This is a genomic window from Ramlibacter tataouinensis (assembly GCF_027941915.1).
Classification (GTDB): Bacteria; Pseudomonadota; Gammaproteobacteria; order Burkholderiales; family Burkholderiaceae_C; genus Ramlibacter; species Ramlibacter tataouinensis_C.
Genome location: NZ_CP116009.1, coordinates 1,117,288 through 1,130,852, shown reverse-complemented (window position 1 = coordinate 1,130,852; position 13,565 = coordinate 1,117,288). Strand labels below are relative to the sequence as shown.

Annotated in this window: 11 protein-coding genes; 1 reads left to right on the top strand and 10 read right to left on the bottom strand. The window is 65.6% G+C overall.

Annotated features, from left to right (window positions below; translation table 11 throughout):
* Nucleotides 1-5: 5 nt before the first annotated feature.
* The 7 genes from PE066_RS05235 to PE066_RS05205 are packed head-to-tail and all read right to left on the bottom strand — an operon-like array spanning nt 6 to nt 8,562.
* Complete coding sequence (locus PE066_RS05235) at nt 6-1,337, bottom strand: hypothetical protein (RefSeq protein ID WP_271235506.1); 1,332 nt, start codon at nt 1,335-1,337, stop codon at nt 6-8.
* A 34-nt stretch (nt 1,338-1,371) separates the two neighbouring features.
* Nucleotides 1,372-1,806, bottom strand: coding sequence for a PaaI family thioesterase (locus PE066_RS05230; RefSeq protein ID WP_271235505.1), 435 nt, complete (start codon nt 1,804-1,806; stop codon nt 1,372-1,374).
* Nucleotides 1,807-1,817: 11 nt separating this feature from the next.
* Nucleotides 1,818-3,380: a class I adenylate-forming enzyme family protein gene (locus PE066_RS05225; RefSeq protein WP_271235504.1), complete on the bottom strand. Its 1,563-nt coding sequence runs from the start codon at nt 3,378-3,380 to the stop codon at nt 1,818-1,820.
* A gap of 16 nt (nt 3,381-3,396) precedes the next feature.
* Nucleotides 3,397-4,194, bottom strand: a complete 798-nt coding sequence (locus PE066_RS05220) for an enoyl-CoA hydratase-related protein (protein ID WP_271235503.1) — start codon at nt 4,192-4,194, stop codon at nt 3,397-3,399.
* Between the two features lie 5 nt (nt 4,195-4,199).
* Complete coding sequence (locus tag PE066_RS05215) at nt 4,200-5,213, bottom strand: zinc-dependent alcohol dehydrogenase family protein (protein WP_271235502.1); 1,014 nt, start codon at nt 5,211-5,213, stop codon at nt 4,200-4,202.
* On the bottom strand, nt 5,210-7,336 hold the full coding sequence (locus PE066_RS05210) for a 3-hydroxyacyl-CoA dehydrogenase NAD-binding domain-containing protein (protein ID WP_271235501.1): 2,127 nt from the start codon (nt 7,334-7,336) through the stop codon (nt 5,210-5,212). Before PE066_RS05210 ends, PE066_RS05215 begins: the two co-directional genes overlap by 4 nt.
* A 17-nt stretch (nt 7,337-7,353) precedes the next feature.
* Nucleotides 7,354-8,562: an acetyl-CoA C-acetyltransferase gene (locus tag PE066_RS05205; RefSeq protein WP_271235500.1), complete on the bottom strand. Its 1,209-nt coding sequence runs from the start codon at nt 8,560-8,562 to the stop codon at nt 7,354-7,356.
* An 84-nt stretch (nt 8,563-8,646) separates the two neighbouring features.
* On the opposite strand from PE066_RS05205, the gene PE066_RS05200 reads away from it, so the two are divergent.
* Nucleotides 8,647-9,735, top strand: coding sequence for a Bug family tripartite tricarboxylate transporter substrate binding protein (locus tag PE066_RS05200; RefSeq protein WP_271235499.1), 1,089 nt, complete (start codon nt 8,647-8,649; stop codon nt 9,733-9,735).
* Here the strand turns inward: PE066_RS05200 and PE066_RS05195 are convergent, their stop codons facing one another.
* Genes PE066_RS05195 through PE066_RS05185 form a run of 3 tightly spaced genes read right to left on the bottom strand, consistent with a single transcriptional unit; the run spans nt 9,736 to nt 13,563 of the window.
* Complete coding sequence (locus PE066_RS05195) at nt 9,736-11,091, bottom strand: MmgE/PrpD family protein (RefSeq protein WP_271235498.1); 1,356 nt, start codon at nt 11,089-11,091, stop codon at nt 9,736-9,738.
* 41 nt (nt 11,092-11,132) lie between these two features.
* A complete protein-coding gene (locus tag PE066_RS05190) occupies nt 11,133-12,071 on the bottom strand; it encodes an NAD(P)-dependent oxidoreductase (protein WP_271235497.1) in 939 nt (312 codons plus the stop codon).
* A 22-nt stretch (nt 12,072-12,093) separates the two neighbouring features.
* Complete coding sequence (locus tag PE066_RS05185) at nt 12,094-13,563, bottom strand: aldehyde dehydrogenase (protein ID WP_271235496.1); 1,470 nt, start codon at nt 13,561-13,563, stop codon at nt 12,094-12,096.
* Nucleotides 13,564-13,565: the final 2 nt, after the last annotated feature.

Sequence of the window (13,565 nt, the reverse complement as noted above, 5' to 3'; positions counted from 1 at the left end):
CCGGGCTACCGTGCGAGCTGCGCAGGCAGCTTGGTCAGGTCCGTCTCCCGGTTGGCGTTGCGCTTGAACGGGTAGGTGTGCACGACCGCCCGGATTTCCTTTTGCCGCTTGTGGGGCTCGCCCCAGATGACGGTCACCTCGGTTCCCGGTTCCGCAAAAGGCAGGTCGATGACGCAATGCGAGATCATCTTGCGGTAGTAGAAGCTGTAGCCTCGCGACGTAGCCACGCCGACCTCGCGGCCGTTGGCGATCACTTTGCTGGCGTAGCTGCACACCAGCAGTGACCGCGGCATGTCCATGTATTCGTACGGCTGTTCGCTGGGGCTGAAATACGAGTCGCACACGTCCTGCACGTCCTCTGCATTCCACACCAGGCTGACGATCGTGCGCTTGGGGTCCTGCAGTTCCGCTTCGAGCGCCGTGCGCCCCCAGAAGTCATGATCCAGCTTCACGTTGCGACCCCATCCGAGCTCGACGGGGCTCCGGTACCATGCGGAAACGTCGTCCCCGTCGAAACTCCCGCGGACTTTCAGCACACGGGCCACGCCGACACGCCACTCGATCGTGCCTCGGGGCGCGAGGCGCGTGTTGTACATCTCGAAGAACTCGCGCTCCGCCGCACCTGCGGTCGCCGGAAGGTAGTCCAGATTGACCGTCGGGAAACCGGCCTCGAGGTGATTGATCAACGCGGTGCGGGAACCGAGACGGCGGATGCCGAACTCCTGCCCGGCTTCCATGATCGCCGCGAGCATCGCATCGAGGTGAGACAGCGGCCCATGCAGCTCGAAGCCGATCTCCCCGGCCATGCCTTGGCGGAGAAAGGCAACGTCGCACCCGGCAAGCGGGACGATGCGGAAGCGCATGAACCGGATGTCTCGCAGGCTCTCCCTGGTCAGCTTCTCCAGCAGGTACAGCGCGTTCGGTCCCGAGACCTGCACCTTGGTCTTCTCGCGGCGCAATTGGGACTGCGCCTTGTAGTTGCCGCGTTCCAGGTTGTACTGCAGCCAGAGATTCACCGGTCCGGAGGCATTCAGCTCGAACTCCTGCTCCCCCAGGCGGGCGAGAACGCCCTCGCCGATCACCTTCCCTTCCTTGCTGCAGAAGATCGCGTGCTTGGCCTGGCCGATCTCGTGGGCGGCCATGCTGTTGACCGTGAAATCGGAGAGGAATCGCTGGGCGTCGGGACCCCAGATGTTCAGCTCGGGCAACCAGCTCCAGTCACCGACGTAGCAAGTCGTCTTCCACGACATGCTTTCGTCCATCCAGTCGGTGTATTCGTCCTTTCCCCAGGAGGTGGTGCGATCGATGTCGTGCCGTTGCGGCCGGATGGGTTCCATTGCGTCTTTCCTGTCTCTCTCTGTGTATCGCCTGTCACTTCAGCATGGCGAGCGTGGCGGTCGCTCGCGCCAGGACGTCGGCGCGTGCGTCACGCAGTTCGGCCGATGCGAACGCGAGCCGCCCCCCCGACCGATGAACCGTCGAACGCACGGTGATATCACCGGGGGGGACCGTGCGCTCGAACTGCACGCTCAATGCCGCCGTCACGGCGATGCGCGGCGCGTCCGTCATCACGGCGAATACCAGGCCGAAGTCGAGCATGGTCGTGACGATGCCGCCGTGCACTGCGCCATTTCCCTGGACGTGGCGTTCGCTCGTATGGAACGTCAGGGTCAGCGTGCGGTTCTCCGGGTCCCACGCCTGGAGAGAGGCTGCCAAGTCGACAGCGATGGGGTTCGTGTCCACCGCGACGGGCGTCGTGGGATTTTCGGCAAAGCGCCGGGTCAGGGCGTGGTCCGGGTTGGTCATGCGTTACGTGCTCAGATCTTCTTGTCCCTGCCCGCCCAATATGGAGCCCGCAGTTCGCTCTTGAGGACTTTCCCCGCTCCGGAGAGCGGGAGCCGTTCGCGACGAATCAGCACGCTGCGCGGGACCTTGTAGCTCGCGATCTTCTCCCGCGCCCACGCCTGCACCTCTTCCGGAGTGAGATCCGCGCCTTCGCGCGGAACCACGATGGCGTGGACACGCTCGCCCCATTTGTCATCCGGGACGCCGATCACCGCCACCTCCGCGACCCCCGGCATAAGCGAAATCGCGTTCTCCACCTCGGTGGAATAGATGTTCTCGCCGCCGCTGATGATCATGTCCTTCAGCCGGTCTACGATGTACACGTAGCCGTCTTCGTCCATGACCGCTGCGTCCCCGGTGTGGAACCAACCATCACGAATGGCAGCTGCGGTTTCCGCAGGTTTCTTCCAGTACCCCTGCATCACGATCGGGCCGCGCACGACGATCTCACCCGTCTTGCCCCTCGGCACTTCCTTGTCGTCGACGTCCACGATGCGAAGCTCGATGTTCGGCATGGGCTGGCCGCAGGACCGGAGCCGCTGGCCCGCAATGGCCGGCTTGCGCATCGACATCGGAAGCATCGTTCCGATGGGCGACAGCTCCGTCATCCCCCAGCCGTGAAGGAACAGGATGTCCGGCCAGATCCGGACCGCCCGCTGCAGCGTCGCCTCCGGCATCGGCGCGGACCCGAACATGAACTGCTTGAGGCTCGACAGCTGCATGTGCTCGATGCCGGGCACTTCGAGCATCATCGCGATCATGGTGGGCACGAGCGTGACGTTCGTGACCTTGTTCGCCTGGATCTGCTCCAGCACCTGCTGGGCATCGAACTTCGGAATGAAGACGTGCGTGCCCGCCGCCATCGTGATGGCCACGGTGGACATCCCGTCAGTGAGGTGGCACATCGGCGCGGCATGCAGGAAGACACTGGAGGCGTCGTACCCGATCATGCAGATCGCGTTCACCGCGTTCGCCACCAGATTGCCGTGCGACAACATGACGCCCTTGGGCCGCCCCGTGCTGCCGCCTGTGTAGAAGATTCCGGCAATGTCCTGGCTGTGGCGGTCGGCGTCTTCCATGGGTTCGCTGCGGTCGACAACAGCATCCCATGCCGTCAGGCTCACGGCACGCTCCGGGTCGTCGCCAAGGTAGATCACATGGCGCAGCTGCGGGCAGCGCTCACGCAGCCCCGGAAGCAGATGCGTGAAGCTTTCGTCGATACAGATCACGCCCGCTTCCGCGTCATTCATCATGTATTCGAGGTCCGCAGCGGTCAGCCGCGTGTTCAGGGGCAGGAGCGTTCCGCCAGCCCACGGCACGGCGAAGTACGCCTCGAAGTAGCGATCGCTGTTCATCGCGAGGATTGCAACGCGGGCGCCATCCTGCACGCCGAGAGCGCGGAGACCGGCGGCCGCCCTGGCCACCCGTTGCTCGATCTCCGACCAGGTCCGCGTGCGGCTGCCGCAGATCGTCGCCGTGCGGCGCGGGCTCACCTGCGCGGCGCGCTTGAGGCACTGTGTGAGTCGTTCGTTCATCGCTGGCCCCTCGAGGTTATCGGCCCTTGAACTTCGGCTTGCGCTTCTCTCGAAAAGCGGACACCGCTTCCATGAAATCCTCGGTTTGCACGAGCCGTGCCTGCGCGTCGCGCTCGCAATCCAGCTGCGAGGAGAAATCATTTTGCAGTGCCGCCGACATCACCTCAGGCAACGCTGCGAACGCGAGAGGAGCGCCCTGCGCCAGGCGCTCGGCGGCCGCCGTCGACACCCTCGCGAGTTCGTCGTCGTCGACGCACTGCCAGATCAAACCCCACGCGGCGGCCTGCTCGGCGGAGATCCGCTCGCCAAGCATGGCCGTCGCTACCGCGCGTGCAGGGCCCAGCCTGCGCATCAGTTGCCAGCTGCCGCCGAGGTCGGGCACGAGCCCCAGCTGGGGAGTGAACGGCTGCTGGAAATATGCGGACCGGCCGGCGAACACGATGTCGGCGATGAGCGCCAGCGATGCGCCACCGCCGACGGCCGCGCCATTCACGGCGGTGATCCTGGGCTTGCCAAGATCCGCCAGCGCGCGGGCGAGGGCGTGAATGCCGCGATCGGTCGATTCGAGGAAGCGTCGCCCCCGCTCTTCCGCCGGAAGACCGACGCCCATCATCGGGTCGCGCAGGTCGGCCCCAGCACAGAATGCACGGCCCCGGCCGGTGAGGAGAAGGACACGTGCCGACGCGGCCGTCTTCACGCGATCCACGGCGTTGAGCAGTGCATCGATCAGTGCGCCGTTCAAGGCATTCAGCACGTCGGGGCGGTTCAGCGCCAGGGTGGCCACGCCGCTTTCGGAGATCTCTATTTCCAGCATGGGCCTCACCCGATCTCGACACACACCTTGCCGAACTGCCTGCCGCTCTCGACGTGGCGCAGCGCCTCGGCCAGGTCCGCAAGCGGATAGGCGCGGTCGATCACGGGTTTGAGCCCGTTCACCGCACAGGCAGCGAGGACCTGCTCCAGGTGTTCCCGGCTGCCGACGGCGATCCCGTGGACCCGCAGGCTGCCCATGGCCACGAGCGGCAGGTTCAACTCCGCCGTCGGGCCGCTCACCATGCCGATCATCGCGATCATGCCTCCCACGCGGGTGGCGCGGATCGACTGCTTCAAGGTTGCCGCGCCTGCGGTCTCCACGACCAGGTCCACGCCACGACCGGCGGTGATCTTGCGCGCCGTCTTGCCCCACTCGGCGTCATCGCTGTAGTTGATGCCATGCTGCGCCCCGACCGCCTGCAGGCGTTCCAGCTTGCTCGCGGTCGAGGAGATTACGATCACGCGCGCACCTGCGGCGCGGGCGAACTGCAGCGCGAAGAGCGCAACGCCGCCGGATCCTTGCGTCAGCACCGTCTGCTCGGGACCCGCATTGCCGTGCACGCGCACCGCGTTCCAGGCGGTAACCGCCGCACAAGGCAAGGTGGCGGCTTCGAGATAACTCATACCCGCCGGGATGGCCACCAAGCCATCTGCCGCGAACACTCGCAGCTCGCACGCGACACCATCCTCGATCCCGCCCAGATCCTGTTGCAGGAAGCGCTCGTCCGGCGGACCCGCAAGCCAGCGAGGGAAGAAGCTGTTGACGACGCGGTCTCCGGGCTTGAAGTTGCGCACGCCCCGGCCCACCTGGACGACCTCACCGGCACCGTCCGACAGCGGGATGAGTCCCGCCTGCTTCTGGCGCGAGCCATAGCCGCCACGCAGCGCGAGGACATCCCGGAAATTGAGTGAGGCGGCGCGCAGCCGCACCAGCACTTCCCCGGGGCCGGCCTCCGGATCGGCGACCTCCTTGAGCCGCAGGTTCTCGAGCCCCGGCGCTTCCATGACCATGGCCTTCATCGGGCAGCCTCCTTCGTGGCGTAGAACGCCCCACCAGATGCCGCCATGCGCCGCAGTGTCTCCGGAGGGGTGAAGCGAGCGCCGAACCGGGCCGCGAGATCTTCGCACTCCGTGACGAATGGCGCCGCGCCGATGCGATCGATGTACCCGAAAGGGCCACCGAGCCAGCTCGGATAGCCCCAGCCGAGCACGGCCGCAACGTCGCCGTCCAGAGGCTGCGAGAGCACGCCGTCCTCGAGACAACGAACTGCTTCGAGCGACTGCACGTGGAAGAGGCGCTTGCGGATCACCTCCTCATCCGGGGGGGTACGGCCGGGGAAAACCTCGGCGAGACCGGGCCACAGGTCTCGACCCTCCGGGCCCCAGTCATACAGCCCCTTGCCGGCAGCCTTGCCAACACGGCCGAGCGACAACAGCTTGGCAACCGTCTCCTCCGCGATATTGCCGGCGTTGGCGACGCGGCGGCCATCGCCGCGCATGGATGCAAGGATGTCCTTCAGAAGCGGCAATGTGGTGAGTTCGGCCAGTGAAGCCCCACCGATGGCGAAGCCGGCATTGACCGCGGCATTGTCGATCCATTGAGGCGGGATACCTTCTCCGATCAGGTTCAGCGTTTCGCTGGAATAGGTCGTGACGATCCGACTCGTGAAGAATCCGAGACCGTCATTGACGACCACGGGCGTCTTCTGCAGCTGCTTCAGGAAATCGAGCGCCCTCGCCAGCGTGGCGTCGTCGGTCTTCCGAGCGCGGATGACTTCGACCAGCGGCATCCGGTCCACCGGCGAGAAAAAGTGCAGGCCGATGACCCGCTGCGGCTGCAGGACATGCTGCGCCAGCCCCGTGATCGGCATGGTGGACGTATTGCTCGCGATCGGAACCTCGCTGCCGAGAACCGCCGCGGCCCGCGAGAGCACGTCGCGCTTGACTTCAGCCTTCTCGAACACGGCCTCCACTGCGAAATCGCAGCCTGCCAGGGCTGCGTAGTCCGCCACCGGCTGGATTCTCGCGAGGAGCGCGTCCACGCCGATCTTCAGGCGACCCTTCTCAGCCTCCTTCGTCGCGTAGGAGCGGATTGCCTCCACGCTGCGACGCGCAGCGTCGGCATCGACTTCGAGCAGCACCACCTCGATTCCAGCGGTGGCAGCCACTTGCGCAACCCCGCGCCCCATCACGCCGCCACCCAGCACCGCCAGTCGCCTGACGGTCGACGACGGCAGTCCGGTTGGTCGCATCTTCATCGACCTGGCGCGGTTGACGCCGTGGAAGAGCGTCCGGATCTTGTTCTTTGCAGCGTTCCCGCTCGCGAGCCTCGCGAAATGACGCGTCTCGATCCCGATTCCGGCGTCAAGGCCACGTTCGAGTCCCTGCTGCAGCACGCGCAGGATGGCTTCGGCGGCCTCGTCGTTCCCGCCCGCGCTCTTCTTCGACCGCGCCCAGGCGCCCAGGAAGAACTGGCGACCTTGCTGCGACTGCACCGCAAAATCCGGGAGGACGAAGCCCTTGCGGTCCCACGGCTGGCTCGCCACGGGATTCGCCAGTGCCCACGCCTTCGCGGCCGACAGCAGCTCCTCGCCGGAAACCACTTCGTCGATGATCCCTGCGGCGACGGCGTCCTTCAAAGGCAGGCGCCTGCCCTCCAGCAGCAGCGGCGCCGCTGCGGTGATGCCGATCAATCGCGGGAGGCGCTGGGTTCCGCCGGCGCCGGGCATCAACCCCAAGGTCGCCTCCGGAAAGCCGAACCGGGCGTGCGCGTTCTCGGCGGCAATGCGGCGATGGCAGGCCAACGCAATCTCGAGACCCCCGCCAAGTGCCGTTCCCGGCAGCGCAGCGACGACCGGCTTCCCGCCCTGTTCCATGCGGCGCAGCGCCTGCAGCATGGGGATGACGATCTGCTTGATCTCTGCAGGCGTCCTCGCGGCCAGCAGTTCGTCCAGGTCCCCGCCTGCAACGAAATCACTCTTGTCCGAACCAATGACGATGCCGCGGACGGCGTCGTCCTCCAGGAGCTTCGACAGCATGTCGCCGAAGGTCCGATTGGTATTTCCGTCGAGGGTGTTCACCGCCCCCCCGCACGCGAACATCAGGGCGACGACGCCATCGCCCAGGTCTTGTTGCCGGATCATTCTTGCTCGCCCTTTGCTCAAACGCGTTCAATCAGCGTTGCCACGCCCATGCCCAGGCCCACGCAGAGGGTCACGATCCCGCGCTTCGCATCGCGCCGTTCGAGCTCGTCCAGCAGTGTTCCCACGAGAATGCCCCCGGTCGCACCGATCGGATGCCCCAGTGCAATCGCTCCGCCGTTCACGTTCACCTTCGAGTGCGGAACGCCCGTGTCGCTCATGAAACGCAGGACAACGGAGGCGAACGCTTCGTTGACTTCGAAGAGGTCGATGTCGTCGAGTGAGTACCCCCGACGCGCAGCTGCCCTCCGGGTCGCCTCCGCCGGGGCGACGAGCATCAGGCAGGGATCGCACGCGGCCGTCGCGGTCGAAGTGATCCGCGCGCGCGGTTTGAGACCGAGCTTCGCGCCCGCTTCCGCGGAGCCGATCAGCAGCGCGCTGGCGCCGTCCACGACGCCGGAGGAGTTGCCGCCGGTGTGGACGTGTCGGAGGCGGTTCACCTGCGGATAGCGTTTCTTCACCGTCTCGCCAAAGCCTCCCTTCGTAGCCATGTCTGCGAAGGCGGGTTTCAGCTTGCCGAGCGCTTCGACCGTCGTTCCGGGTCGCATGTGTTCGTCGCGCGCGAGGCAGGTCTCACTGTTGAAGTCGGTCACCGGCACGATGGACTGTTCGAAGCGGCCCTCCTCCCAGGCCCGCTCCGCCCGTGCCTGGGACTCTGCCGCGTAGGAGTCGACCAACTCTCGCGTATGTCCGTCGAGAGTGGCAAGCAAGTCGGCAGCCAGTCCGAGGGGCGTGAAGTTGGTGGTCGTATTGAAGCTGGCGTCGCTGCCCCAGGCGCCTCCGGTGCCGGCGATCGGAATGAGGGACATCATCTCGACCCCGCCGGCAACGACCAGGTCGCCGTGGCCGGCCGCCACTTTGGCTGCAGCGAGGTTCACTGCATCCAGGCCGGACGAACAGAACCGGCTGATCACCGAACCGGGCGTGCCGACGTCGAGTCCCGCATGGAGGGCCGACGCCCGTGCCAGGTTGGCGCCCTGGTCGTCGACGGCATCGCCCACACCGAAGATCACGTCTTCCACGGGAAGACGGTCGAAGCCGGTGCGCGCGCGAAGCGCCCTCAGCACGGTCGCACCAAGATCGATCGGCGCCAGCGTGTGCAGCGCGCCGCTCGGGCGACCGGAACCACGCGGCGTGCGCACCGCGTCGAAGATGAGCGCATCGGCCATCAGGAGGGCCTCCGCGGGTAGGGCTGGAAGTTCATGGTTGGCTGCTTATCACGAGGATTGCGGAAAGGTTAAGCGAGCGAGGGGATGCTGGCTGTCATCTCGAACTACGACAGCGGGCCGGTGTCGTTGTCCGATACGACACAGCGCTCGCTCGTTTTGCCCAGAATCGCTCCTGCGGGAGGTGACCTCCACCACTTCGAAGGAGACATGATGCGTTTTCCCTACCTCAAAACCCTGGCTGCCGCCATGGCATTTGCCGCCTGTGCCGCCGCAGCGCAGGAATACCCCAATAGGCCAATCAAGCTCGTCGTTGGATTTCCCCCCGGGGGTGGAGGCGACAGCGTGGCCCGCGTCCTGGCCGATCACATGTCGCGGACGCTGAAGCAGCCGATCCTCATCGAGAACAGGCCCGGTGCCGGCACGACCCTGGCGGCCTCGTTCGTTGCTTCAGCGGCGCCCGACGGGTACACGCTCCTGCTTGCGCCGGATTCTGTCTATGGGCCCGACAAGGCGATGTTCCAGCCGAACGTGAAGTACGACGAAAACAGCTTTACCATGGTTTCGAAGTTGGCCAGCACATTCTTCGTCATGGCGGCGAACCGCAACTTCGGGACCCGCAATATCGCGGAACTGAAGTCCAAGGCGACCAACAACGAGGTTTTTGTCGCTTCGACGCAGGGCCTTTACCCCGCCATCATCATGGAGAACTTCAGCCGGCTTTCCGGGCTGAAGCTCAATCAGGTGCCCTACAAGGGCGGCGCGCCGGCGGTGGTGGCTGTCGTCGGCGGCGATGTTCCCGTGACGTTCGCCGTACCGAGCTCGGTCATGCCGATGGTCAAGGACGGCAAGCTCCTTGCCATGGGTATCACGGCACCCAGGCGATCCTCCTTGGCCGAGGGCGTGCCGACCTTGGCAGAACAGGGCCTGAAGGACTTCGACGTAACCTACTGGTTCTCGCTTGCGGGGCCCGCCGGAATGCCCGCGGACGTGACGCAAAAGCTGTTCGACGCAAGCAGCAAGGCGCTCGCGGATCATGACGTGCAGGCCAAGCTGCATGCGCTGGGATACGAGCCGAGCCCGTCGCGATCGCCGGCCGAATTCCGCGCCGAGGCGATCCAGACCGGCTCGCGCAATCGCAAGCTGGTCGAGACGCTCGGCATCAAGGTAAATTGATTAGGACGGGAGCAGGTCGGTGGCTCGCTGCAAACTCTCGAGGCGTTCGATCCGCTCCGCCAGTTGCTCCGCGGCGGTGCCCGCCAGGTGCACCTGGGCGTGCGAGGCGCAGGCGAGGAACTTTTGCCGCAGTTCCGCCGAGGACATCGGATTCCGGGGGTGCCCACGGGGGTAGATCACCTCCTCCCGGAAGCACTCCCCGCTGGTCAAGCGCAGCTCCAGCGCCCCGCGCGTCGATTCGGCCTGCCCCCACTGCGGCGCGACCTCATGACTGACCAGACGCGCCAGGCGGAGCACCTCGGGATCGCGCAAGCCAGCTTCCGTGAAGTGGTCGAAGGACACGCCTCTCCGCGCCAATGCAACGGCAACGGTGAAGGGGATGCTGAATTTCGCGGTAACGCTGTTCGCCGGCCCCGTGCGGACGTCCCGCGGCTCGCACAACACGCGGAAGAAGGGGCTCACGGTCGCATGGATGCCCTCGATGCGAGAGGCGTCGATGGCATGCCGGGACGCAATCGAGAGAGCTGCTTCGATGAATGCGTGCGTTCCCCTGCAAGCCGGCCAAGGTTTGTAGCTGACGCGCTCGATCTCGTACCGCTCTCCAAGGCTGGCCAGCGCCTTGTCTGAGCTGAAGCGACCTCCCGCATACAGGGCGAAGTAGCCTGCCTCTCCTTCGAGCGGCCGGTCGAAGCCGTTGACGCCATCGTGGGCGAGCATCGCTGCCGTCACGGCAGCCCGGGCATTGAAGGCGTCACGAACACCGCGGATGTGGGACGCGCCATAGCGCTGCACCGCAGCGCTGCCGGCGATCTGGAAGAAAACGAGGGACAAGGCTTGCTCGATCCGGTCCGCGTCGCTCCGGAGCAGCCTGCCGACCGCTGCGGTGGCGCCATACGCACCCACGAAGGGCAGGAGAAGGAATCCATCACGGCGCTCAGGGTTACCCTCGAACGCCTGCCCGATGCGGCAGCTGATGTCGGCGCCTACGGCGACTGCGGCGAGCAGATCCCGGCCACTGGCGCCGATTGCTTCCGCTACGGCGAGCGCAGCCGGAAGGACCGCCGCCATTGGGTGCACGAGTGTTTCGTCATGCGTGTCTTCGTAGTCGAGCGCATGCGCCATGGCCCCGTTCGCGAACGCCGCCATCCCCATCGAAGCGCGAAACCCGCAACCGAGTACGGTGGAGCCACCGCCTCCCTCCTCACGCGCCATCCGGATGAAGGGGCGGCACTCGTCGCTCAGGCCGCTTGCCGTCAGGATCACGCCGATCTGATCGAGGATGCTCGCCTTGGTCGCGGTCACGGCAGCCTGAGGCATGGCGGCGACATCCGCCGCAGCCGCATGCTCGGCGAGCACGCGCGAGAGCCCCGCGCCTGGGGCGGCCTGCAATGGCACTGTCATTGTCGCGCGCTGCCGCCGTCGCGCCAAAGCGTGTCGAGCTGCTCCACGACGTGCGTGAAGTCCACGTTGTCGCCCAGCTTTTCCCGGGCAGCTTCGAAGATCCCGAATACGTCGCGCGGCAGGGTAGCCGCATACCCGATGTGCTCGGCCGTTTCGGCCATGATGCGTGCATCCTTGGCTGCCAGCCACATCGCGAAGTTCGCCGCAAACTTGCCGGAGAGGACCTGCTGGCGGATGACCCACTCGGTCGCAGCATTGCGGCCGTAGGACACATTCAGGATGTCGATCATCCTCTCGGGATCGAGTCCATACTTCTTTCCGACCAGGATGCCTTCCAGTGCAGCAATCATTCCCGATGCGGCGATGAAGTTGTTGATCGTCTTCATCGCATGACCGGACCCGAGCGGCCCGGTGTGGAAGATCGAGCTCCCCATTGCCCTGAGGATCGGATCGGCCCGCTTCACGAGTTCATCAGGCCCCCCGGCCATCAGGGTCAGCGTTCCTTCATTGGCGCCCTTCATCGCGCCGGAAACAGGCGCATCGATGAGACCAATGCCCAATTCAGCCAGCTCGCGGCCGAGTGCTTGTGTATCGGGAGGCGCGGAGGAACTGCAGTCGATCACCAGCGTGCCGCGCGACGCGGCACTGATCGGGACGTCGCCTCCGCCGCCGATCAACACCTTGCGCACGACCTTTCCGTCTCCAAGCATGAGAACCACGGCGTCCACCCCGGTGAAAGCATCCCGTGCCGTCTCGACGCAGGGGACGCCGGTCTCACGCTCGAATCTCTCGCGGGCTGCCGGCGCGAGGTCGAATGCGCGCACGGTGAAGCCCTTCCTTGCGAGATTGATGGCCATCCCGCCGCCCATCGACCCCATTCCGATGAAGCCGATCTTCGCAGCCGGCTGGATCGGTGCCTGAACGTTGCTGTCCATCTGTTGGTCTCCTCTGCTCAACTCAGATCCGCATGACGAAGGGGTTGGGCACGTCGGCGCCATAGTTCATCCAGACGCTCTTGGTCTGGAGGTACTCCCGAATGCTGTCCACGCCGTTCTCGCGGCCGATGCCGCTGTGCTTGTATCCGCCGAAGGGGGACATGAAGCTCGCCGCACGATACGTGTTGACCCAGACCGTTCCTGCCTCGATGCGGTTTGACACCGTGAACGCCCGCTTCATGCTCTGCGTCCATACCCCTGCAGCCAAGCCGTAGAGTGTGTCGTTCGCGATCTCGATGGCCTCTTCGTCGCTGTCGAACGGAATCACCGAGAGCACCGGCCCGAACACCTCCTCCTGCGCGATGCGCATGTGGTTGTGGACGCCGGTGAAGATCGTCGGCTCGACGAAAAGCCCTTCGCCCGCAATGCGGTTACCACCGAGAACACACTTCGCTCCCTCCTGCTTCGCGATCTCGATGTAGCCGAGCACCCGGTCGTACTGCTGCGCAGTAGTGATTGGCCCCACCTGCGTATCCATGCTCGCGGGATCGCCGATGCGCGCCTGTCGGGCGAACGTGAGCAGTTTCTCCACGAATTCATCATGAATCCTGCGTGACAGCAGCAGCCGGGAACCGGCGATGCACGTCTGCCCGGAAGCGGCGAAGATGCCGGAGATCGCCCCCTTGACCGCGTCGTCGATGATGGCGTCGTCGAATACGATGTTCGGCGACTTGCCACCGAGCTCGAGCGTCACGCTCTTGAAATCTCTGGCGGCGAGCTGGCTGATGGCTCTTCCACCCACCTCGCCGCCTGTGAACGCGATCTTCGCCACCTTGGGGTGAGAAACGATCGCGTCTCCGATCTCATTGCCGAAACCCGTGATGACGTTCACCACGCCGGCCGGAATGCCGGCTCGCTCGATCAGGCGCGCGAACTCCAGCAACGACGCCGACGCGTGTTCGGACGGCTTCATCACCATGGTGCAGCCTGCTGCCAGTGCTGCGGCAAGCTTGCTCACTGCGAGCAGCAGCGGCGAATTCCACGGCGTGATCGCGGCCACGACGCCGATCGGCTCCAGCCGGGTGTAATTGAAGATGCCAGGCTTCTCGATGGGCGGCACACTGCCTTCGACCTTGTCGGCCAGCCCTGCGAAGTAGTACAGGAACTGCGGCAGGTAGCGCAGCTGCAGCGTCATCTCCGCGATCAATTTGCCGTTGTCGCGCGTTTCGGTGCGCGCAAGGCTGTCTGCTTCCGAGGCCAGCAGGTCCGCCAGCTTGCGCAGCAACGCGCCTCGCGCCGTCGCGCTCAGGCCGCCCCAGGCAGGCGACCTCAGGGCAGCGTGCGCCGCGCGCACGGCACGGTCCACGTCTTCGGGCGTTCCGCGCGGGATCAGCGCCCACGGTTTTCCCGTGGCGGGGTTCATGCTCTCGAAGCATTGCCCGGAGGCAGAGTCGACCCATTGCCCTGCAATGAGCATCTTGTACTGTTCCATGA